Annotated in this window: 18 protein-coding genes; 6 read left to right on the forward strand and 12 right to left on the reverse strand. The window is 73.2% G+C overall.

Annotation, left to right across the window (positions count from 1 at the left end; genetic code table 11):
- Positions 1–3: 3 nt before the first annotated feature.
- Positions 4–1,257 (forward strand): serine hydrolase domain-containing protein, encoded by a 1,254-nt coding sequence (locus AB0E19_RS09600; RefSeq protein ID WP_362176575.1) that lies wholly within the window; start codon positions 4–6, stop codon positions 1,255–1,257.
- Between the two features lie 69 nt (positions 1,258–1,326).
- Here AB0E19_RS09600 and AB0E19_RS09605 read toward each other — a convergent pair whose 3' ends face one another.
- On the reverse strand, positions 1,327–1,968 hold the full coding sequence (locus tag AB0E19_RS09605; protein ID WP_362175877.1) for a response regulator transcription factor: 642 nt from the start codon (positions 1,966–1,968) through the stop codon (positions 1,327–1,329).
- Positions 1,959–3,089: a histidine kinase gene (locus AB0E19_RS09610; protein ID WP_362175880.1), complete on the reverse strand. Its 1,131-nt coding sequence runs from the start codon at positions 3,087–3,089 to the stop codon at positions 1,959–1,961. Before AB0E19_RS09610 ends, AB0E19_RS09605 begins: the two co-directional genes overlap by 10 nt.
- A 215-nt stretch (positions 3,090–3,304) precedes the next feature.
- Between AB0E19_RS09610 and AB0E19_RS09615 the strand changes: the two genes are divergently transcribed.
- The gene (locus AB0E19_RS09615; protein ID WP_362175883.1) at positions 3,305–3,946 is read left to right on the forward strand and encodes an ATP-binding cassette domain-containing protein; all 642 of its coding nucleotides are present in this window, start codon (positions 3,305–3,307) and stop codon (positions 3,944–3,946) included.
- Here the strand turns inward: AB0E19_RS09615 and AB0E19_RS09620 are convergent.
- From AB0E19_RS09620 to AB0E19_RS09630, 3 genes are all read right to left on the reverse strand, one after another.
- Positions 3,943–4,938 carry a winged helix-turn-helix domain-containing protein gene (locus AB0E19_RS09620; protein ID WP_362175886.1) on the reverse strand — a complete coding sequence of 332 codons (996 nt, stop codon included), beginning with the start codon at positions 4,936–4,938 and terminating at the stop codon, positions 3,943–3,945. The genes AB0E19_RS09615 and AB0E19_RS09620 overlap by 4 nt on opposite strands.
- 277 nt (positions 4,939–5,215) lie before the next feature.
- A complete protein-coding gene (gntD, locus tag AB0E19_RS09625) occupies positions 5,216–6,244 on the reverse strand; it encodes a guanitoxin biosynthesis L-enduracididine beta-hydroxylase GntD (protein WP_362175889.1) in 1,029 nt (342 codons plus the stop codon).
- Between the two features lie 22 nt (positions 6,245–6,266).
- Complete coding sequence (locus AB0E19_RS09630; protein ID WP_362175892.1) at positions 6,267–7,535, reverse strand: MFS transporter; 1,269 nt, start codon at positions 7,533–7,535, stop codon at positions 6,267–6,269.
- Between the two features lie 251 nt (positions 7,536–7,786).
- Here AB0E19_RS09630 and AB0E19_RS09635 point away from each other — a divergent pair, with 251 nt between their 5' ends.
- Entirely contained in the window at positions 7,787–9,367 is a 1,581-nt protein-coding gene (locus AB0E19_RS09635; protein WP_362175895.1) for a glycosyltransferase family 39 protein, read from the forward strand.
- Between the two features lie 7 nt (positions 9,368–9,374).
- Here AB0E19_RS09635 and AB0E19_RS09640 read toward each other — a convergent pair whose 3' ends face one another.
- The 6 genes from AB0E19_RS09640 to AB0E19_RS09665 all read right to left on the reverse strand — a co-directional run bounded on the left by AB0E19_RS09640 (position 9,375) and on the right by AB0E19_RS09665 (position 17,765).
- Positions 9,375–10,061 carry an FHA domain-containing protein gene (locus AB0E19_RS09640; RefSeq protein ID WP_362175898.1) on the reverse strand — a complete coding sequence of 229 codons (687 nt, stop codon included), beginning with the start codon at positions 10,059–10,061 and terminating at the stop codon, positions 9,375–9,377.
- Complete coding sequence (locus AB0E19_RS09645; RefSeq protein ID WP_362175901.1) at positions 10,049–10,726, reverse strand: 4Fe-4S single cluster domain-containing protein; 678 nt, start codon at positions 10,724–10,726, stop codon at positions 10,049–10,051. The genes AB0E19_RS09640 and AB0E19_RS09645 overlap by 13 nt, the downstream gene beginning before the upstream one ends.
- Positions 10,723–12,570 carry an AAA family ATPase gene (locus AB0E19_RS09650; protein WP_362175904.1) on the reverse strand — a complete coding sequence of 616 codons (1,848 nt, stop codon included), beginning with the start codon at positions 12,568–12,570 and terminating at the stop codon, positions 10,723–10,725. Before AB0E19_RS09650 ends, AB0E19_RS09645 begins: the two co-directional genes overlap by 4 nt.
- The gene (locus AB0E19_RS09655) at positions 12,567–13,928 is read right to left on the reverse strand and encodes a hypothetical protein (protein ID WP_362175907.1); all 1,362 of its coding nucleotides are present in this window, start codon (positions 13,926–13,928) and stop codon (positions 12,567–12,569) included. The genes AB0E19_RS09650 and AB0E19_RS09655 overlap by 4 nt, the downstream gene beginning before the upstream one ends.
- Positions 13,925–16,141 carry a serine/threonine-protein kinase gene (locus AB0E19_RS09660; RefSeq protein WP_362175911.1) on the reverse strand — a complete coding sequence of 739 codons (2,217 nt, stop codon included), beginning with the start codon at positions 16,139–16,141 and terminating at the stop codon, positions 13,925–13,927. Before AB0E19_RS09660 ends, AB0E19_RS09655 begins: the two co-directional genes overlap by 4 nt.
- 451 nt (positions 16,142–16,592) lie before the next feature.
- Positions 16,593–17,765, reverse strand: coding sequence for a serine hydrolase domain-containing protein (locus AB0E19_RS09665; RefSeq protein ID WP_362175914.1), 1,173 nt, complete (start codon positions 17,763–17,765; stop codon positions 16,593–16,595).
- Positions 17,766–18,222: 457 nt separating this feature from the next.
- Between AB0E19_RS09665 and AB0E19_RS09670 the strand changes: the two genes are divergently transcribed.
- The 3 genes from AB0E19_RS09670 to AB0E19_RS09680 all read left to right on the forward strand — a co-directional run bounded on the left by AB0E19_RS09670 (position 18,223) and on the right by AB0E19_RS09680 (position 20,604).
- Complete coding sequence (locus AB0E19_RS09670; protein WP_362175917.1) at positions 18,223–18,633, forward strand: RidA family protein; 411 nt, start codon at positions 18,223–18,225, stop codon at positions 18,631–18,633.
- A 58-nt stretch (positions 18,634–18,691) separates the two neighbouring features.
- Positions 18,692–19,270 carry a TetR/AcrR family transcriptional regulator gene (locus AB0E19_RS09675; protein WP_362175920.1) on the forward strand — a complete coding sequence of 193 codons (579 nt, stop codon included), beginning with the start codon at positions 18,692–18,694 and terminating at the stop codon, positions 19,268–19,270.
- A 428-nt stretch (positions 19,271–19,698) separates the two neighbouring features.
- Positions 19,699–20,604, forward strand: a complete 906-nt coding sequence (locus AB0E19_RS09680; RefSeq protein ID WP_362175923.1) for an NADP-dependent oxidoreductase — start codon at positions 19,699–19,701, stop codon at positions 20,602–20,604.
- 293 nt (positions 20,605–20,897) lie between these two features.
- On the opposite strand, the gene AB0E19_RS09685 is transcribed toward AB0E19_RS09680, so the two are convergent.
- Positions 20,898–21,282: MFS transporter (locus AB0E19_RS09685; RefSeq protein WP_362175926.1), on the reverse strand; the 385-nt coding region annotated here is incomplete at its 5' end.

Below are 21,282 nucleotides of genomic sequence, written 5' to 3' on the forward strand. Positions count from 1 at the left end.
GGCATGCTGACGGAGCTCGCGCTCCTGCACGGCGTCCCCGGCGCCCAGTTGGCCGTCTGGCGCGACGGCCTCCTCCTCACCGCGGAGACGGGTGAGGAGGAGGCCGGGTCGGGCCGGCCGGTGACGGCGGAGACGGCCTTCCCGCTCGGGTCGCTGACCAAGCCGTTCACCGCCACGCTCGCGGCCCTGCTGGTCTCCGACGGCGACGCGGACCTGGACGAGCCGCTCTCGGACCAGCTGGCGGAGCTGCGGGACGGCCCGGAGTTCACGCTGCGTCAGGTACTCGGTCACACGGCGGGGCTGGCGGCCAACACGACGGAGTCGCCGCCGGGGACCACCCGCGCCCGGTGGCTCGCCCGCTACGCGCCGGAACTGGCGGTGCACGAACCGGGCACGGTCTTCTCGTACTCCAACCCGGGCTACCTCATCGCCGGCCGGCTGGTCGAGGAGATCACGGGCCTCGACTGGGCCGAGGCGGTCGAGGCGATGCTGCTGCGCCCCCTGGGGCGGGAGAGTGCCGGACCGGTCGCCGCCGGCCATCTGGTGCGCCCGGACGGCCCGGCCCTGCCGGTCCGTGAACAGTCCGTGCCGCCGCTGGAGGACCCGGCGGCCGGCCTGTGCCTCTCCGCCCGCGACCTCGCGGCGTTCGGTGCCGCGCACCTGGGCCTCGGCCCCGGCGCGGGCCTGATCGACGCCGCGACGGCGGCGGCGATGAGGGAGGACGTCACGGAAGGACTCGACGTCGGCGCCTACGGGCTCGCGGACGGCTGGGGCGCCGGATGGTCACGGTACGGGACCTGGTTCGGCCATGACGGCACGGGGGACGGCGCGTGGAGCCATCTGCGCGTGCACCCGTCGACGGGGACGGTGGTGGCGCTGACCGCCGGCGGCAGCACCGGCGCGCGCCTGTGGGAGTCGCTGCTCGGGCGGCTGGCCGGGACGGGCCTGCGGGTCGGCGACCACCCGCGCGACGCGGGAGGGTCCGGTGCCGCGCCGGCGGCTCCCGGATGCGCGGGGCGGTACGTGAACGGCGGGTGGTCGTGCCGGGTGGACGCCGAGGGCGACGCGCTCCTGTTGTCGGTCGACGGAGCGGCGCCGGTCCGTCTCCTCGTCGGTGAGGACCTCGCCTTCCGCACGCCCTCCGGCGGCGGTCCGCGCGCGCCGATGCCGTACCTCGGGCGGTTCGTGCGCGACCCGGCGACCGGCGGGGTCGACCGGGTGCAGATCAGCGGAAGGCTCTCGGTCCGGCGGAAGTAGCGCCGGGGAAGCGGCGGGCGCCCGTGCCGTGGACGCGCCCGCCGCTTCGCCGCCGGGCGGTTCCTGCCGTCAGCGGGCCTCCAGATAGGTCAGCACGGCCAGGACCCGGCGATGTCCGGCGTCCGCCTCCGAGAGGTCGAACTTCGCGAAGATGCTGCCGATGTGCTTGTGCACGGCGCTGTCCGTGATGCTCAGTTTCCTGGCCAGCGTGGCGTTGTCGTGCCCCTCCGCCATGAGCCCCAGGACCTCCCGTTCCCGGCGGGTGAGCGCGGACAGCGGCCCCGTGCGCCCCGTCAGCAACTGGGCCACCACGTCGGGGTCGAGCGCGGTCCCACCGGAGGCCACCCGGTCGAGCGCCTCCAGGAACTCGTCCACCCGGCTGATGCGGTCCTTGAGCAGATAGCCCACCCCGCCCCCGCTGCCGGAGAGCAGTTCGGACGCGTAGGTGTGCTCGACGTACTGGGAGAGGACGAGGACGGGCAGGTCGGGGCGGAGCCGCCGGGCCTCGATCGCGGCCCTGATCCCCTCGTCCCGGAACGACGGCGGCAGCCGTACGTCGACGATCGTGGCGGATGGGCGGTGCCGCTCCACCGCGGCCAGGAACGCCCCGGCGTCGCCGGCGACCTCGGCCACCTCGTAGCCGGCGTGGGTCAGCAGCAGTTCGAGGCCGGAGGCGAGCAGGACGTTGTCCTCCGCGATGACTATCCGCACGGCAGCTCCACGGTGATCGTGGTGGGCCCGCCCGACGGGCTGACGACGTCGACGGTGCCGTCGAGCGCGTGCGCCCGGCCGCGGAGCCCTGCCAGCCCGCTGCCGCCGGTCTCGCGCGCGCCGCCCACGCCGTTGTCGGTGACGACGACCCTCAGCACGTCGTCGACGCGGGACACCCGCAGCGCGGCCTCCGTGGCCCGGCTGTGTTTGGCCACGTTCGTCAGCGCCTCGGTGACCACGAAGTAGGCGACCGCCTCGATGGCGGCCGGGATCCGGCGCAGGTCGCCGATGTCGATCGCGACCGGCACACCCCCGCGCGCGGCGACGGTGCGCAGGGCACCCGGCAGGCCCCGGTCGGCGAGGATGGGCGGGTAGATCCCGCGCAGGACCTCGCGGAGCTCGACCATCGCCTCCTCCGTGATCTCGGTCGCCTCGCGCAGCATCCGGACGAGGGTGGCCTGGTCGCCGTCCAGACACCGGCGGGCCATCGCCAGCCGCATGGCCACGGCCACCAGCCGGGCCTGGGTGCCGTCGTGGAGGTCGCGCTCGATCCGGCGCAGCTCCGCGGCGTGCGTCTCGAGCGCGTCGCTGCGGGTACGGGTGAGCGTCGCCACCCGGTCGGCCAGGGCCTGGGTACGGGACGTCGAGAGCGCGGCGAGCGTCAGCCGGGCGTACCCGGTGGCGAGCGTCGGCAGGGCCAGGCAGCCCAGGGCGAACAGGACGGACCCCACCGAGGGGCTGCCGACGGCCTCCGGCCAGCCGGCCATCGGGATGTCCAGCACCGTCTCCGGACGCTCGCGCGTCGGGAGCACCCAGGGCAGCAGGAGGCCCATGAGGAGCAGCAGCGCGTTGCCGACGCAGATCAGCGCGGCGAGCCCGCAGGCCACGCCGAAGGTGACGTGCAGGGCGAGCCAGCGCAGGAGGCGGGGCAGGTCGACGTCCCGGGAGGGGGTCTCGCGGCCGAGGAGGCGCGCGGCGCGCTGCCGGTGCCAGTCGGCCCACGACCGACGCATGCTCGGGTGGCAGAGGAGGAGGACCGACAGCAGGCTCGTGACGGCGGTGCCGAGTTCCCTGAGCAGGTAGACGGTGGCCCGCAGCCACGGCGCCAGGGCACGGAGCACCGGAACAGACCGGAACGCCACGCGCATTGCAGTGGGCTGTAGTTCTTTCCCTCGGGCTGACGGTATGGGCCCCGTGCCGACGGACGCCCTAGCATGCTGGTCAGGCCGAATGCCGGGATAGAGAGGCGGACGAGCGCGGCCCACCTCCGCCGGAGTGGAACGGGGACGGCGGACCGGTTGCACAACCAACCTCCCGAACGGGGAATGAGACCACCATGACTGAGCATCATCCGGCCCTGCGGCTCAGCCGCGCCGGCGCGATCCGAGCCGGGGGAACCGAGGCCGGATACGTGATCGAGAACGTGTCGTTCGCCTGCGAGCGTGGCACCTGGACGGCCTTGACCGGGCCGTCGGCCGCGGACAGGACGGGGGTCCTGCGGTGCGCCGCGGGTCTGGACCGGCCGACGGAGGGCGAGGTCCGTCTCGCCGAGGGCCTCCGGCTCGCGCATCTGGGGCTCCTGCCGGCGGCGGACCGGCCGGCCGGAGCGGGCACGCTCGCGGCGGCCCTCGGCCTGCTGCCGCCGGAAGGCGCCGCGGCGCTGGGGGACGCCATGCGGCGGCTGGACCTGTGGGAGGAACGCGACACCCCGGTGGACGACCTGACGGAGCGGGGGCGGCGCGCCGCCGCGGTCGCGCTCGCCGTGGCCGACTCCCCCGACGTGCTGATCGCCGACGGCCTCACGCGCGGCCTTCCCGCCGACTCCGCCGCGGCGGTCCTGGACGTGCTGCGCGACGCGGTGGACCGGCGGGGGCTGTGCGTCCTCGCCTCGGCCGAGGACCTGGCCTCGCTGGAACGGGCCGACGCGGTGGTGCTGCTCGCCGCGGGGCGCGTGGTCGAGACCCGGGTCATGCCCTAGGCCCTGTCCGCGGCCTCGCCCGGGCGCGTGCCCGGTCCCGCGACGCCGGGCACGCGCGCGGGTCTCCCTCTCCCCTCGGCCGGGTGACCGTTCCCGGCGGAGGGGAGCGGTCCGCCGCGCCGCGCGCCCGCCCGCGGGCCGTCCGCGTGCCCGGGAGCCTCGGTGGGCAGCTCCCGCTGCAGGAGCGCCAGACCGAGCGGTGTGAGGGTGTGCATGGCGGTCGTGCGGTTGCGCAGGGTCGTGATCAGCCCTGCCTCGCGCAGGACGGTGGCCTGTCTGCTGGCGCCGGACAGGGAGATGCCGAGCCGGTCGGACAGATCACCGGTGGTGCCGCTCTCGGACAGCGCGCGGAGTGCGGCCGCGCGGGTCGCTCCGACCAGGGCGGCGAGCGCCCGGTCGCCCGCGGTTCCCGGCTCGTCGGCGGGGGACTCCAGGAGGTGGAGGTCCAGGGGGACCGAGAAGACGAGCGCCGGCAGGCTGGTCTGGCGCTCGGAGCGGACGAACACGCACGTCTTGTCGGGGAGGAAGAGCGAGGGGCTCAGGATCAGGCCGCGCCCGTCGAGCTGGATCTCGCGGTCGACGTCGGAGGCGATGCGCAGCTCCGAGGACTCCCAGGTGACTTTGGGGTGCAGCCCCGCGAGCAGGATCTCGACGCCGTTGGTGATGGCGATCCGTCCGCGTACGTCGCGCTCGATCTCCAGCCGGGCTCTCAACTGCGACCAGTAGGGCAGGACTCCGACGTTGCAGAAGAGGAAGACGATCTGCGCGAGACTGCGGGCGCGGGCCCGTACGGCCGTCGGCACCGACTCCGCGTCGGTCCCGCCGTGCTCCAGCAGCCACAGGAGGTCCGGAATCACCTGGTACTGGGACACGACCTCGTTGACGGCGGGGAGATCGCCGCCGAGGCGCTCGCGGACGACCTTGTGCCAGCCGACGCCGCCGCGCGCCCGGTCTCGTCCGAAGTGGTGCAGAGCGAAGACCGCTTCGGACACGGGGCCTAAAGTATGTACCATCCTCAGCCGCTGTATGTCTTCGCTGGAGACCTTTATGCGCAACATTGGCTTCCCCCGATACACAATTGTGAAACGGAGCCTATGTGCGAGTCACCGGCGATGGCAAGAACGCCGATTCGATATCGGACCGTCGACGGACACCGTAAAACCTATATCGAGTACCGGTTCACGGAATCTTCATCCTGACGTCCGGAACACGTCACCACCGTCGCCTCCCGCAGGGGAGCAGTCCCCGCCCACGCCCGGCGAATCGGCATCAATAGATGACCCGCTCGCCTGCGGACAACCGCGCGTGCCGGGACTTGCGCAGGTCGCGCGTGACATTCAGGCGGCGGAGCCAGCGGTCGGTTCCGTCGAAACGGGCCCGGAAGGGCTTTCGTCCGTGCACCACGCGGTAGTTGTCGATGAATGCGATATCGCCGGGAGTCAGGGCGAATCCGCTCATCGCGCCGTCCAGGGACTTTCCAATCCTGTCCAGCGCCTGCTGCTCCAATTCTCCTTGAACTCCCTGCATGTAATAGGGGTCCAGTCGAAGGTACGGATCCTTCGGCGAGCCGAAGAGCACCGCGACCGGCTCGGGTGAGCGCAGGGCGCGCTCCACCCGCTCGGCGCTGCGCCTCGCCAGCTCGGCCGCGTCGGGGTCCTCCGCGCGGCCGGCGATCTGGTTCTCCGGCCGGTGCGAGTCGTCGGGAAGGATCCTGAAGCGCTCCTCCATGAGGACCGCGCGGGTCTCGTCGTCGAGCCGGACGTCGCCGATGTCGGCGAAGGTCGTCTCCACCCGGTCGGGGTTGCGCAGGCACATGAGCCCCAGGTAGTCCGTGCGCAGGGGGTGGAAGGCGTCCTCCGTGTGCCAGGCGAGCGTCTCCGCGCTCCCCCAGCCGATCTGGCCGTGCTCGTGGGCGCGGATCGGGAAGATGTCGTGCATGACACGCCCGTCCTGCTGGGTGGCCCAGGCGATGGGCTCGCCCAGCAGGAAGGCGATGAGCAGGAACGGGATGTCGAGCCGGAGCGTCGCGTCCGGCGTGGCCTTCTCCCGCCAGTCCGACGGCGTGGGCCCGAGGGCCGCGTCGTCGACCGGCAGCCCGGACACCACCAGCACGCCCGAGGGTTCGTTCAACCGGAAGTCCACGAGCGCCGAGCGCAGCTCCCGGGGCAGCTCGTGCGCGTAGACCTGCGCCGCCCGGAGCAGGGCGGGGTCCTCGATGGACGTGAAGCGCCCCGAGACCTCGGCGGTGACCTTCTCGATCGCGGCGAGATCCTCGTCGCGCAGCCGCAGCTTCAACATCGTCTTCCTCCGTTGTCGATCGTCAGGAGCGCGCGTCGGCCGGCTGTTGCCCGGCCGACGGCAGGGGCAGGGCGAGACGGCGCAGTGTCGGGCTCAGCGTGGCACCGACGGCGACGGCCACCAGGAGCGCGGTCGCGCCGAGCATGCTCACGGCGCCGTCCCCGGTGGCGGTGGACAGCACACCGGCGGCGACGGGTCCGGCCGTGGCGGCCAGTTCGGAGCCGAGGGCCGTGAGTCCGGACAGGCGCCCGCGCAGACCGTCGGGTACCGACGCCAGCTGACAGGTGATCACGGTCGTGTTCGCCACCGGCATGGCCATCGCGGCCAGGCCGAGCAGGATCCCGAGCGGCACGCCCCGCGGCGCGTACGCCATGGCTCCGGCGACCGCGGCGAAGGCCCAGGTCGAGGAGAGGACCAGCACCGCCGGTGACCGCGCCGCGGCGTGCAGCCGGTCGGCGATCAGGGCGCCGATCAGACCGCCGGCGCCGAAGCAGGTCATCATCAGGCCCATCTGCCCCGGGGCGACGTCGTGTTCGCCCGAGACGATGAGGACGAGCACGACCAGGGTGTGGAAGGCGAGGTTCACGCCGATGATCCAGACCGTCGTCGCCCGGATCATCCGCATGCGCAGCAGCGGCGCGAAGCCGCCGGCCGGTGGCTCCGCGACCGCCTGCGTCTCCTTGTCCCCGCTCGCCTCGGCCGTCGGCGGGACGGCACGGCGCGGCAGGTGCAGTACGGCGAGCACCGTGAACGACACCGCGAGCACCGTGGTGTTCAGGGTGAACGGCAGCGCCTCGTGCAGGCCGAAGGCGAAGCCGGCCAGGGCCGGACCGACCAGCAGCGCGGCGAAGGGGCGCGCCGCGTTGCGCGCCAGCGCCTGCGGCAGCAGGTTCGCCGGCACGACCTGGGGCAGCGCCGCGTGCTCGGCCGGTACGAAGATGCCGGCGGCCGCTCCCTCGACCACGGCCACGAGCACGATCTGCCACAGCGGGCAGTCGCCGAGCAGGACGGTGACGGCGACGCTGAGCATCGCGACCGTACGCACGGACTGGGTGGCCAGCATCACCCGCTTGCGGTCCGCACGGTCGGCCAGCGCCCCCGCGGGCAGGCTGACCAGCGCCCGGGCGCCGGCGAGTGCCGCGGCGACCCCGGCGACCGCGGCCGCCGAGCCTCCGTGGGCGAGCACGAGCAGCGGAAACGCGATGTACGCGACCTCTCCCGCCAGCTCGGAGAGGAGCATGCCGGACCAGAGGACGCGGTAGTCGCGGTTGCTCGCCAGAGGCGTCGTCATGCCGTGCCTTCCCTGTGCCGGCGGCCGATGGCCCGAGTCTTCCGGCGGCCGGTCGGGCCCCGCCATGAAGTTGCCCCGTGGACGAAACTCCGAGGCCAGCCCCCTCCCGTCCGCGGGGTGCGGCCCGCGGCCTGCGTACTGTCGGCAGGACTCAAGTTCGTTGAGGGCGGGATGCTCGCGACCCGATAGTGGTCCGCCGAGTCGTGCCCGGCATCCGGCACGGCAGGGAGCCATGACGGAACGGAGTCCCCATGACTGTCGTGCGAGAGACCGCTTCCCCCGGGGAAGCGGCGTCCACGCCCCCCACGAGACCGGCGCCGGTGCCGTGGCGGCCGGTGTCGCTGATCGCGCTCACGATGACGGTGGGCCTGCTGGCGCTGGCCACCCGGCACGGCTACCACGTGGACGAGCTCTACACCCGGGCGGCGAGCCGACATCTCGCCTGGGGCTACGTCGACCAGCCGCCGCTCGTGGCCGTGGTCGCCAGGATCGAGACGGCGGTGTTCGGGGACACCCTCTTCGGCTTCCGGGTGGTGCCGGCCCTGCTGGCCTCCCTGGCCGTGCTGCTCGCCCCCCTGATCGCCCGTGAGCTGGGCGGCGGTTCCCGGGCGCAGATCCTCGCCGCCCTCATGGCGTTCGCCTCCGGCCTCGTCATGTACACCGGGCACATCATGGGCACGAACAACTGGGACGAGCTGTCCTGGATCACGGTGTCCTGGCTGCTGATCCGGATGGTGCGCACCGGCGACACCCGGCTGTGGTGGGCGATCGGGGTCGTGGTCGGGGTCGGCCTGACCGCGAAGTACCTGCTGGTCCTTCTGCTGCTCTGCCTCGGTGCCGGCCTGCTGGCGTCCGGACCGCGCGGGGTCTTCCGCACCTGGCGCTTCCCGGCAGCGGTGGGCACCGCCGTGGTCATCTCCTCCCCGGTGCTGATCTGGCAGATCAGCCACGGCCTGCCGCAGCTGGAGATGAGCGCCGCGCTGTCCAAGGCCCTGGAGGGTCTGGCCCGCAGCACCTTCCTCCCCATGCAGCTCCTCCTCATCGGCCTCTTCCTGAGCCCGGTGTGGGTCGCCGGTCTCGTCGCGCTCCTGCGGCGTCCCGAATGGCGCCCGTACCGGTTCGTCGGGTGGGCGTACCTGCTGATGGTGGTCGTGCTGCTGGCCGTCGGCGGGCAGGGGGCCTACACGACCTCGCTCCAGTACGTGCTGCTCGCCGCCGGGGCGGTGGTCGTCGACCGGTGGGCCCGCGGCGCGGCCCGTCTCGTCGTGATCGGGGGCCTGACCGGGTTGAACGCGCTGAGCTGCGCGGTCCTGCTGCTGCCGACCCTCCCGGTCTCCGTGTACGCCGGCAACCCGGTCCTCAGCCAGATGGCCATCGTCCAGTTCGACCAGGTCGGCTGGCCCGAGCTGACGCGGCAGGTGAGCGGCATCCACCGCTCGCTGTCGCCGGAGGAGCAGGCGCGTACCGTCGTCTACGGCAACCACTACGGGCAGGCCGGCGCGATCGACAGGTGGGGGCCGGAGTACGGGCTTCCGAAGGCGTACAGCGGCCACAACTCGTATGCCGACTTCGGTGTGCCCGGAGAGGACAAGACCACCGTCATCACCATCGGCGCCGACCCCGGGCTCTTCGGGAGGCTCTTCGCGTCGTGCGAGCGGCGCGGCGCGTACGAGAGCGAGCTGCCCGTGTCCGACGACGGCCAGGGGTTCATGGTGTGCCGCGGACCGCTGGAGCCCTGGCCGGTCCTGTGGGAGCGGCTGCGCTGGGTCGGCTTCCAGTGCCCGTACACGGCCGAGGCGATCACGGCGAACAGCGCCAGGGGCTGCGAGTGAGGCGGTCTCAGGGATACGGGTCCGCTCCCGGCGGCTGATCGACGGCGACGACGAGCGTGCAGTCCGCGGCGAGCCGCAGCACGTCGCCGTCCTGGAGGGGCGTCCGCGCACCGGGACCGACCGGGCTGCCGTTCAGAAAGGTCCCGTTGGTGGAGTGCTCGTCCCGTACCCATGCGGAGCCGTCCGGCTCCAGACCGACGGTCGCGTGCCGGCGGGAGACGTTGTCGTACCGTGCCAGCAGCTCGTGTGCCGCCCGCGCGGCCGGGGCCCGGCCGAGAAGCAGCGTGCTGCCCGGGGTCAGGCTGCGCTCCTCCGTCCCGAACCTGATGCGCAGGACGGCGGTGGGGAGGTCGCGGCGGGTCGCGAGCGGACCCGCGCCCGCTCCGGCGGCATCGGCGGTACGGGGCGGGCGGGCCGGCTCGCCCAGCAATCGCTGGCAGACGACGCAGACGCGGTTGGTCGGGACCGGCACCGGAGCTCCGCAGTGCGGGCAGGGCGGAGGCTCGTCCGTGGTCTCCCCCGCCCGCGCCTCCGTCTCCGCCCCCGCCTCCGTCCCGGGCGGGGGCGGGGGCGCGGGCGCGGGCGGGACGTGGCGTGCCCCGCCGGGTCGGCTGAGGTTGCCGGAGCAGCCCCGGCACACGAGATCGTCCTCCTCCGCCGTCAGGCCGCAGACCGGACAGGTCAGCTGCGCCACGACACGCCTTCCAGGGTGATGCCGGCCGAGCGGAGCCGGTCGGCCAGGCGGTCCATGTCGCCCCGGCGCGGGACCCCGATGAACCAGATGCGTCCGTCGTCCACCTCGACCTGCAGGGGCGGCGGGCCCGCGCGATCCTCCTCCGCCCCGTACCGCTCGCGCCCGAGCTCGGTCAGGGTGGTCAGGCGCTGGTTGCTCGACCCCTGCCAGCGCTGTCCGGGGCTGTTGAGGCGTTCGACGTACGGGCCGGTGACGACCGCGTCGCACAGGGCGAGAAGCGCGGGGTGGTCCCTCCGCAGCCGGGAGAGGGAGTAGCCGCTGTAGACGAGCACGTCCGGGGGCACAGGGCGGTCGCGGCCCCACGCCCGTACCCATTCCAGGAGCGCGGCGAGCGCCTCCGGCTGCTGGAACGGCTCGCCGCCGGAGACGGTGATCCCGTCGAGCGGCTCCGGCAGGCCCGAGAGCCACGCCGTCACGGCGGCGACGTCCACGGAGGTCGCGGGGTCGGCCTCCCAGGTGTCCCGGGAGAGGCACCCGGCGCAGCCGATGGTGCAGCCCTGCGTCCAGACACCCGCCCGGGTGCCCGGTCCCAGCGATGTCACCGGATAGTGGGCCTTGTTCAGCATCAGTCGGGCTGCGCGGGGGGCCGCGGGCGGTGCCGTCATGCCAGCTCCAGGGAGACGATGTCGCCCTCGCGCCGCAGACCGGTCACGCGGACGTGCGTGCCCGCCGCCGGACCGCGGTCGAACAGGGCCCGGGCGAGGGGGTTGAGGAACTGCGACTCCAGGGCCATGCCGATGCCCCGGCCGCCCATCCGCGGGTCGTCCGCGCAGGACGTCCGCAGGGCGCCGCGCGCCTCGGGGGCCACCTCCAGGACGATGCCCTGCTCCTCGCGGACCCGGGCGACGATGTTGTCGAGCTGGAGGTCGAAGATGCGGGTGGCGGCGTCGTGGTCGATGAAGCCGAACACCACGATGTTGTCGCCGAAGCGGTTGAGCAGCTCCGGCCGGCCCAGGACCCGGGTGAAGTGGTCGCCGATCGCGGCCTTCACCCGGTCCTCCAGTTCCTCGTACGGCATGTCCGGGCGAACGTGGGGCACGAGTCGTCCTGTGTCGTCCGTGACGTTCATGCCGAGGTTGGAGGTGAACACGAGGACCGACTCGGAGAAGTGCGCGGTCGAACCCCGGCCGTCCGTCAGCCGGCCGTCGTCGAGGATCTGCAGGAACTTGTCGAGGATCCGCGGGTGCGCCTTCTCGATCTCGTCGAAGAGGATCACCCGGAAGGGCTGCCGGCGCACCTCGTTGGTCAGTTCGCCGCCCGCCTCGAATCCGACGTAGCCGGGTGGTGCTCCGATGAGCCGGTCCCCCGCGTGCTCGGCGGAGAACTCGCTCATGTCGAACCGCAGGTAGGCGGACTCGTCTCCGAAGATCAACGAGGAGACCGCCTTGGCGAGTTCCGTCTTGCCGACCCCCGTGGGGCCCGCGAAGAAGAGCACGCCGCGCGGACGGGCCGATGACCTGGACTGCTGTGCGCCGGACAGCCCGAGGGCCGCCCGCTTGAGGATGTCGAGGGTCTTGGTGACGGCCTGCGGCTGTCCGACGACGCGCCGCGGGATCGACTGCTGGCCGTCCGTGATCCGCTTCCGGAGGTACTCCTGTTTCCAGGGGTTGTCCATGACGCCGAGTTTGTAGATCCGGATGGCGTCCGGGAGTTCGGCCATGGTCAGGTCGCGGTCCCTGGCCAGCCGGGTGATCTCGATCATCGCCTGGAGGGTGAGTCCGTCCGTCTGGGCCGCGAAGGCCTCGCAGGCCTCGGCCGCCTGCGGGTCCGCGTCGAGGTCCGTGACGCCGAAGAGTCTCATCAGCAGGCGCGCGGTGACCTGCCGGTCGCCGAGGTCGGGAGCGGGAAGTCCGATGGACCGGACCTGGTCGTTGGCCGTGGTGAGCCAGGCCGGCAGATCGCCCTCGCGGTCCGCGAGCCAGATCACCGGGTTGTACAGCGGGGTCGTGCGGCCGGTCGGCGCGCCGACCGGGACGGCGGTGCGGGAGAGCCGGGCGCAGAACCGGAAGAAGTCCCGCTCGCTCGCTTCCCGCTCGCTCGCGCCGTGCGCGATGCGGGAGGCGTCGTCGATCGCGAGTGCCGCCCGGATCGGCTGGGCGGGACGGGCCAGTTCGGCCATCAGCGTCCGCAGCGTCTCCAGGGAGGGGTGGGCTCCGGGGCGTGGGAGACGGGTCAGCAGCGCCGCCGCGGCGGCCTCCGCCCGGTCGGTCTCCTCGGCCGTCGCACCGGCGGGAAGGTGCGGCCGGAGACCGTCCACGGAGTCATGGAGGAGCAGGCACCGGTATCCGTTGCGGCGGAGCGTCTCCCACAGCAGGTCCGGCAGGGAGAGCAGACGGGGGCGGGCGCCGGGCTCCCGGACGAGGAAGCTGTCGTGGCGGTTCCCCCACAGCACGAACTGCGCGTGCACGGGCAGGGTCGCCTCGAACTCCCGGACGAACGGCGGTGTCATCGCTCGCGCTCCCGGTACGCGGGCCGGGTCCGTGCGCCGGACGCGGCCGTGGGCAGGGGCTCCGCCAGGGGTACGGGGACCTGCCCGGGCGGGACCGCGACCTGGACGTCCGTGCGCAGCCCTGCCTGCGCGAGCCGCCCGCGCAGGGCCCGGAAGTCCTCGCACCACTGTTCCTCGCGCTCGACGTCGAGGTGGGCGTCGTCGTCGCCGCGGGCCGCGGTGGTGCGCACCACCGCGGTGCGGAGCTCACCACGGCGCTGGTCCACGACGAGGTTGACGGCGTGGTCGGGCCATTCGCCGCGTGACAGGCGCACGGTGCCGTCGGCGACGGTGAGCGTCTCGAAGCCGCTGCTCACCCGGTAGCCGAGATCGGCGAGGACGTCGGTGACCGTGTGGACGACGTACCGCCGTTCCGCCTCCGCCTCGGCCGCGGCCCGGCACGCGGCCGCCCTGCGGCGCAGCGGCGCGTCGAGAGCGCGGCGGCCGGCCACGACCTCGGCGAGCAGCGCGCGTACGGAGTCCGCCTCCGTGTCCGGAGTGCTCCCGGGGCCCCGCGTGCCGTCCGGGGCCCCCGGGGTGTCGAGGTCGTGGAGGAGGCGAACGGCTTCCTCCGTCTCGCGTCGTCCGGCCTCGGCGGCCGCGTTGGCGCGCTGGACCCGGAGGCGCGTCTCGGTCAGCCAGGCGCGTGCCTCGCCGGGGCCGGCCGCCCTGGCCACCCGCACCGCGGCCGCGTGGGCCTCCGCCCGGTGGCTTGCGTCGCAGTCGGGCAGGAGCCGGGACAGAACACGGGTCAGGGTCCGTCCGGCGTCTTCGGTGTTCTCCCCCGGCCCGTCCTCGCCGCGCGCGGAGCCGGGGCCGCCGGTGGGCTTCGGGCGGTCCGCGAGCAGCTCGGCCACACCGACCGGGCGGCGTCCGGCACCGTCTCCGGTCACGTCGCCGGTCACCTCTCCGGTCACGTCGCCGAACAGGTCGGCCGCGAAGGCACGGGCGGCCTGTTCACGCAGTGTGCGCTCCGCGGCGGCCAGCGCCCGGCCGGTCTCGGCGCACCAGGCCTCCAGCAGGTGCGTCGCCTGCTCGCCGAGACGGAGCGGCTCCGGGAGCCGTACGGTGACGGTGTCGCCGTACCGCTCCGCGAGCTCGTCGCGGAACCGGGTGAGGGCCTCGATCCGCACGTTGCGGGCCTTCGCCTCGCGTACGGCCGCGTCGCGGGCGTACGCGGCTCTGAGGGCCGCCTCGCGGGCGGCCTCCTCCCTGCGCCGGATCGCCTCGCGCATCGCGGTGTCATGCGCGGCCACGCGCAGCTCCGCGGTGGTCAGGGACTCGTCACACCGGTACGCGGTGCATTTGGGCCCGCTCATCGCTCCTCCATCGCCGGGGTCGGCCGGGAGCGGTGCGCCGAGCGCCAGCCCCGGTATCGAACCGCTGTCCATGTCCCGTACCCCGCCGCGACCAGGAGGGGAATCGGCGACCACACCTTCAGGGTGACGATGAGCCAGATCAGGGTGGCCAGCGCCAGATAGAGCAGGCAGCCGCCTCCACAGGCGATCGTGCTCTTCCGCATCGTCCTCACCTGCGTCGCCAGCATGCCCCGCGAGCCGGGCAGCCGGCGCCGGACTCCGGCGAGACGGGAGTGCAGCGACCAGTGCGGGTGGTAGTCCCGGCCCAGTCTCACCGCCAGGAGCAGTTCGCAGACGAGCGGGACGCCGAAGGTCACGGTCGCGGCGGGGACGAACCGCGGGAGGAACTCCTCGTCTCCGATGACGGCCCCCAGGACCAGCGGGAGGCCGAAGGGCAGAAGGGCCAGCAGGGCCACCCCGCCGAAGGCGCGGAGGACGGCCTGCCGGGAGCCGGACCGACGGTCGTGCTCGGCTTCCTGCCATGCGCGGCGGTCAGCCGCCTCCGCGGCCCTGCGCGCGTGGCGCAGTTCTTCCAGGCGGCGGACCTCGGCGGCGGCGGCCGGCAGGGTGCGGGCGGCCGCGAGGTGCCGGACGGGGTCGCCGTCGTCGGCCAGCAGCGTGTCGAACCAGCCGGTCGCGCCCCGTACGGAGGCGGCGGAGGCCTCGACCCGCACCCGCAGGGCCCGGGCCCACGCGGGTGCCACCGCGATGGCGAGGGCCTCCACCAGGATCCCGGAGGCGCCGAGCTCCTCCCGGATCCGGGAGGGCAGCGCGGTCGACCGCCGCAGCACGTCCCACCGGTCGTTCAGGTCGCGCCAGCGCTGGTGCACGCCGGCGAGCCGGTCGGCTCCTTCACCGAAGGTGGCGAGCGTGGGCAGGAGGTCCTGGGTGTACAGCTCCTCGACGCGTTCCCGGGCGGTACGACGCTCGTCCTCCTGGGCGGACGAGGCCCGTTCGGCGAGGGCGAGCAGGTCCTCGGGCAGGACGCGCTCGCCGCGGTAGAGGGGCGGCAGCGTCGGATCGAGCCAGTGGAGCAGCCGGAGCAGCTTCACGTCCGGCGCGTCCCCTCCCGGCAGGTGGACGTCGGCCAGGTCCGCGAGCTCTTCGAGGCGGTCGTGCTCGGGGTCCTCGAACTGGGCCAGCCAGCCGCGCAGTTGGCGCCAGCCCTGCCCCGGGTCGCCCGGGTCCCCCATGAGGGCGAAGAACCGGCGTGCGGCGGTCTCCCAGTCCGTCGCCAGGGCCCGGGCCAGCTCCGCCTTCTCCGTGTACTTCACCCCGTTGAACTGCAGGGGCCTGCGGCCGGTGGTCGTTCCGGGAAGGGCAGCGGGGGGAAGGGAGCCCTCGGCCACCTCGGGGGTCCCGCCCTCCAGCCACCGGCGCACCTCGTCGACGCCCCAGCGTCGACCCGGGTCCCTCACCAGGAGTCCCGCGCAGAGCAGCCGCACCCGCGCGTCGGAGACGTCCGCGACGTCGACCGGCCGGGTCGCCAGATGGTGCCGGACGGCCTGCTCCGACAGGCCCTCGAACGGCGCGCGCCCCGTGGCCAGCCGGCGGGCGATCAGCCCCACGGCCCACCAGTCCTGCGCGGCCGACACCTCCGCGCCGAGAACGTACTCCGGGGGTGAGTACGCGAGTGTCCCGAACACGCGCTGGGTGAACCGGGAGGTGGCGTCCAGGGATTTGCTGACGCCGAAGTCCACCAGGGCGAGTTCCAGCGGTTCCCTGCGGCGCAGGAGCACGTTCGACGGCTTCAGGTCGCCGTGCACGACGCCCGCGCGGTGCAGCAGGGCCACCGCCTCCGTCAGCTGCGACACGGCGGCGGTCAGGACGGGCGCCGACACGGGCGTCCCGGTCGCGGCCAGGTCCTCCAGCGATCCCCCGGACAGGTACTCGGACACCTCGAAGTCACGCCCGTCCGAGAAGCCCGTCTCGATCAGCCGTGCCACGTGGCGGGAGTCCAGCCCCCGCAGCCGCTCCCAGACACCGGGCTCGACCCGGACGCCGCTGCGGTACACCTTCGCGACGAACTCGCCGCCCGCCGTGTCGCGGACCAGGAGCACATCGGCTTCGCGGCCCTGGTGCGGCAGCTCCCGCACCACCACGAACCGCCGGGCGAGCGCCGCCGGTAATCGCAGCAGGACCGGGGCGGGGCGACCGTGATCCCGACGCGTCACGGCGGGATCGCGCTCCCCACCACCCGTATCCGCGTCGTCACGTCGCGTCACCTCGTGCGACACGGCCCGCTCCTCCACACCGTCACCCCCGCAGCGGGAGTGTGCCCTCCCCTTCTGTCCTGCGGGTGGCGCCGAGGAGAACAGCGCGGGCGCCGCCCTCTCCGAGGTACGTCCCGAGGCACGTCCCGAGGCACGTCCCGTACGGGCGTGGACGCGCCCCTCCGCCTCCCGGCGGTGCGACCCCTTCGCCCACGGCGGCGGCGGCCCTCGGCATCGGGATGGCCTCCCTAGGCAGGTCCCCGGGTTGCGGTCGAGGCGTCTTGGGGCTCCGGGCAGCCGCGTCTCTCGAGCCGTCAGACGGCGACACGCTCACAGCCGTACCCGAAGCCGCTTGGCCTCGGACATCCGAACACTGCCGGATCCGCCCCGCGCGTTGAAGGGACATCAGCGTTCACGCCACCGACTTGCGTACCGCTTCGACCAGTGCCGCCGCACGTTCGTCGTCGGAGCCGCCGACGATGTGGTTCATGACGTAACCGAAGGCGAGGCCGTGGTCGGGGTCGGCGAAGGCGAGGGAGCCGCCGCGGCCGGAATGACCGAAGGCGTTCGGGCCGGTCATGGGGTTGCCGTGGGTGGGCAGCATGTAGCCGGCGCCGAAGCGGCTCGGGCGCAGCATCACCCGGTCCTTCCCGTTGGCCTGTTCCTGGGTCGCCGCGGCCAGGGTGGTGGGGGTCAGGAGGCGTACGCCGTCGACCTCGCCGATGGTCGCGGCGTACATGCGGGCGAGGGAGTGGGCGGTGCCGATGCCGTTGGAGGAGGGGAGTTCCGCCGCCTGGACCTCCGGTGAGTCGAAGTCGATGGCGGCGGGGTCGGTGACGGCGAAGGCCCGGTTGCCGAGCGAGTCGGGGTCGCGCCAGGCGGCGACCTGTTCGCGCAGTTCTTCGGGGACGGCCTCGGCGGGGACGGCGGTGAGGTCGGCGGACGGGCCCCGGTAGGCCATGCGGCTGACCCGGGCGCGTTCGCTCGCCGGCAGGCCGATGTGGAAGTCGAGACCGAGGGGAGCGGCGATCTCGTCGGCGAAGAAGCGGCCCGGCGTCCGGCCGGACACGCGGCGGATGACCTCGCCGACCAGCCAGCCCCAGGTCCGGCCGTGATACCCGTGGGCCGCGCCGGGGATCCACTGCGGGCGCTGGGCCGCCAGCGCCACCGTCATCGGGTCCCAGGCGAGGGCGTCCGCCACCGGGAGCGGTTCGTCGATGCTCGCCAGTCCGGCCTGGTGGGACAGCAGCCAGCGCACGGGGATGCCGGCCTTGCCGTTCGCGGCGAACTCCGGCCAGTACGACGCCACCGGGGCGTCGAGGTCCAGCAGTCCGCGCTCGACCAGCATGTGCACAGCGGTCGCCGTGGCGCCCTTGGTCGCCGAGTAGACCAGTTGCAGGGTGTCCCGCGTCCACGGACGGTCGGTCTCGGGATCGGCGACGCCGCCCCACAGGTCGACGACCGGCCGGCCGTGCCGGTAGACGCACACGGCCGCGCCAATGTCCCCGCGCTGGGCGAAGTTCGCCGCGAACGCCTCGCGGACGGGCTCGAACCCGGACCTGACTTCCCCGTGGATGATCGTCATGCCGCCCATCTTCGCAGCGCGACCGTCCTCTTCGGAGGGCGATGGGCGTACGGGGAGGAGAGGGCCCGACGGCTTCACCGGGCTTCTCGGCACGGCCGATCTGGGTGCGATGTGGCCCTCGGCCGGGGCGTCGAGTGCGGTGACGGCAGGAGACACCTCCTGTGACGGTCAGCGTGCCTCACGCGCCTCCGTGCACGTATGAGCGGTTCCCGCAGCCGCGAGGTGGCGGACACGCCGAGGAAGCGTGCCCGGAACTCACCGCCCGGGAGCCGCTCAGGTTCGCACCCGACCCCACCGATCCTCGGCGTCGTCGAAGGCCATCGTGGTGTCCAGGCGGTGCAAGTGCGGCCGCATATATTTTGAAGCGAGCGATCCAAAACTTGATAGGGTGCGTACGACCTGAACGGACAGCCCGCCGATCGCCCCCCTTCACGCTGTACGCGCACAAGGAGAAGTCATGACCTCGCACTTCACTCCGTCGCTCGACCGCGTCCGCGTCACCGCGGACACCGACTGGTACGAGGGGGCGGGGATTTCGCTCGGCATCCGGGTGGGCGGCCTCGTCTTCACCTCGGGGCAGGCCCCGGTCGACGCGGGGGGCGCCACCGTCGGGCGCGGAGACTTCACCGTGCAGGCCCGGCAGGCCCTCGCCAATGTGTCCACCGTCCTCGCACAGGCGGGTTCCGGCCTCGACCGTGCCGTGAAGCTCACCGTGTTCGTCACGGACATCGGCCATCAGGACCTCTTCGCGGCCATCCGGGCGGAGCAGTACCAGGAGCCCTTCCCCGCCGAGACGTTCGTCCAGGTCTCCGCCCTCGCGGATCCCGACTGGATGATCGAGATCGAGGCGGTCGGCGTCGTGGCCTGACGCCTTCCGGAGCAGGAGCACCGCCAGGGTCCCGCCGGACCCCACGTAGGCTGGGTCCATGGCAAGACCCCGACAGTTCGACGAGGAAAGCGTCCTGACCGCGGCCATGGAGACGTTCTGGCGCCTGGGTTACGAAGGGACCACGACGCGCGACCTCTGTGCCGGCACGGGTCTGGGGCCTTCCAGTCTCTACAACGCCTTCGGTGACAAGCGTTCGCTCTATCTGCGCGCGCTCGGCCGGTACCACGAATCACGCACCGCCGAACAAGTCGCGCTCCTCCAAGGCCCCGGCCCCGTGAAGGACCGTTTGCGTCGGCTGATGGTCGGCGCGATCGACGAGGACCTGGACGAGGCCGGCCACCGGGGCTGCTTCACGATGAACGCCGCCATCGAGGCATCCACGCACGACCAGGACGTGAGGGACCTGGCCGCGCGCAGCTTCGACCAGGTCGCGAACGCGCTGTGCGCAGCGCTCGCCGAGGGCCGCCGTACGGGCGAGATCCGCGCCGCCGGAGATCTCCGCGCCCTGGCCCGCCGCACCCAGAGCACGTACTACGGCCTGCGTGTGCTGGGCCGGGTACAGCGCGACAGACAGGCCCTGCTGGACACCGTGGAAAGCACGCTCGCCGACCTCTGACCAACTGCCGCAGGCCCCGTCCCGGGCCACGCCCCGTAACGCGGGCCCCGTCGCGTGACGTGCGGATGGTCAGCGGATCGTGTCGTCAAGACGCCCGGCCGGCGGCTCAGGCCGACGGGGCAGCGTGCCGGCCGATGAGGTCGGATGAGCAGACCTGTTCGTGCTCCCGCCCGGCTGATAGGGCGCGCGGCCGTAGCACCGGACGCCCGAGCGCACTGTCGGCAAGCCGCACGTGCCGCACACGCTGCACACGCGGCAATCGCCTCGCGGCCGGCGTCGCGGAGGGGGTGGAGAAGGGCCCGGCGCCGGCCGTGCCCGAGGCGGGCGCCCACCAGGGCCGCAGCGGCTCCCGGGCGGCACCATCGGGAATCCCTTGAACAACATCGGTGTTGGGCTCTGCTGTCACACCTGTCATGTGAAGGACTTTCATGCGCGCCATACAGATCGACCGTTTCGGGACCCCTGACGTTCTCGGGATCAGCGAGGTTCCCGAGCCCGAACGCGGTCCCGGAGAGGTGCTGATCCGGACCATCGCGACCAGCATCAACCCGGTCGACGACAAGACGCGGGAAGGAGCCATCGGCGAGGGCACACCGCCTCTGCCGATGACACTCGGCTGGGACCTGGCGGGCGTCGTGATCGAGGGCGGGAGCACCGGGCTTCGCGTCGGGGAGCGCGTCATCGCCATGTCGCACCAACTCACCGCCGGGCGGGGCACCTGGGCTGACGTGGTCGCGCTTCCCGCACAGGCAGTCGCCGCCGCACCGGGGTCGGTCAGCCTCGCCGAGGCCGCCACGTTGCCGCTCCCCGGGCTGACGGCCATCCAGACGCTGGACTGGCTGGCGGTCGAGGCCGGCGAGCGGCTGCTGATCACCGGCGCCGGAGGCGCGGTCGGCGGACTGGCGCTGCAGATCGCCCGCGCGCGGGGCGTCGAGGTCGACGTTCTGGTGTCCCGCGACGCCCACATCGCCTTCGCCCGTGACCACGGCGCCGGCCTCGTCACCACCGACCGCGACGCTCTGCGGGACCGTCACTACGACGCGGTCTTCGACACCTTCGGCGCCTTCGTGACCGAGGCGGTGACCGATGGCGGCCGGTACGCGTCGATCGCCACCCAGGCCGGCCCGGTCCCCGACATGTCCTCCCGCGGCGTGCGGTCGACCGTCCACCAGGTCCGGGAGGACGGTGCGGGGCTGAACGAGCTGGCCAAGCTCGTCGACGACGGGGCCCTGCGCCTGCGCACCGACTCCTCCTTCGGCCTCCACGAGATCCGAGCCGCACACTCCCGCTTCCTCCGGGGCGGCTTGACGGGGAAGATCACCGTGGTCTTCTGACGCGGACTCCCGAGCTCTGGCCGGAGCCGTCGCTGAAGCGGTCTCCGCCGACATCACCATGGCCATCCGTCGGATCCGACGGATCGCCGGCAAACGGTCGCCGAACCGGTGCCGTAGCAACGTCACGCGGGCGGGTGCGAGCAGCGCGTCGCGTAGCCCTCTGCATCAGGCCTTGCCCGACCGGACGCGTGAGCGCTCTTCTTCCTGCACCTGCCGGGTTCGCCCGGTGGGGAACGCCTGCGAACGGCTCCGCTCGTGGTCTGCGGACGGCGCTGGGGTACGTACGCCCGGGATCAACCAGCCCCAGGGCGGATCCCCGTCTCCTTGGCCGTGAGGGCCCACAGCAGGAACGCCACACCGCTGATGCCGGCGCCCAGGGCGCAGACCGCGCCCCAGCCGGCCACGGCGTAGAGCGAGGTCGCGGCGAGGGCTCCGGTGGCGCTGCCGATCGAGTAGAAGACCATGTATCCGCCGATCAAGCGACTGCCCGCGTCGGGTCGGAGCTCGTAGATGACGGTCTGGTTGGTGACATGGACCGCCTGCACGGCGAAGTCGAGGACGACCACTCCGACCGCCAGTGCCCAGAGCGAGGACCGTGTGAAGGCCAGCGGCACCCAGGAGGTGACGAGCAGCGCCAGACCGATGCCGGACGTCCGGCGGGACAGACCTCGGCCGTTC

The sequence above is a fragment of the Streptomyces sp. NPDC047974 genome (assembly GCF_040653375.1).
GTDB lineage: Bacteria > Actinomycetota > Actinomycetes > Streptomycetales > Streptomycetaceae > Streptomyces.

Bases quoted from the DNA above. Each gene is read 5' to 3' on its own strand.
- AB0E19_RS09675 (WP_362175920.1), top strand. From the start codon at position 18,692: ATGGCAAGACCCCGACAGTTCGACGAGGAAAGCGTCCTGACCGCGGCC.
- AB0E19_RS09680 (WP_362175923.1), top strand. From the start codon at position 19,699: ATGCGCGCCATACAGATCGACCGTTTCGGGACCCCTGACGTTCTCGGG.
- AB0E19_RS09665 (WP_362175914.1), bottom strand. From the start codon at position 17,765: ATGACGATCATCCACGGGGAAGTCAGGTCCGGGTTCGAGCCCGTCCGC.
- AB0E19_RS09655 (WP_362175907.1), bottom strand. From the start codon at position 13,928: ATGAGCGGGCCCAAATGCACCGCGTACCGGTGTGACGAGTCCCTGACC.
- AB0E19_RS09630 (WP_362175892.1), bottom strand. From the start codon at position 7,535: ATGACGACGCCTCTGGCGAGCAACCGCGACTACCGCGTCCTCTGGTCC.
- AB0E19_RS09615 (WP_362175883.1), top strand. From the start codon at position 3,305: ATGACTGAGCATCATCCGGCCCTGCGGCTCAGCCGCGCCGGCGCGATC.
- AB0E19_RS09635 (WP_362175895.1), top strand. From the start codon at position 7,787: ATGACTGTCGTGCGAGAGACCGCTTCCCCCGGGGAAGCGGCGTCCACG.
- gntD (WP_362175889.1), bottom strand. From the start codon at position 6,244: ATGTTGAAGCTGCGGCTGCGCGACGAGGATCTCGCCGCGATCGAGAAG.
- AB0E19_RS09645 (WP_362175901.1), bottom strand. From the start codon at position 10,726: ATGACGGCACCGCCCGCGGCCCCCCGCGCAGCCCGACTGATGCTGAAC.
- AB0E19_RS09650 (WP_362175904.1), bottom strand. From the start codon at position 12,570: ATGACACCGCCGTTCGTCCGGGAGTTCGAGGCGACCCTGCCCGTGCAC.
- AB0E19_RS09670 (WP_362175917.1), top strand. From the start codon at position 18,223: ATGACCTCGCACTTCACTCCGTCGCTCGACCGCGTCCGCGTCACCGCG.
- AB0E19_RS09600 (WP_362176575.1), top strand. From the start codon at position 4: ATGCTGACGGAGCTCGCGCTCCTGCACGGCGTCCCCGGCGCCCAGTTG.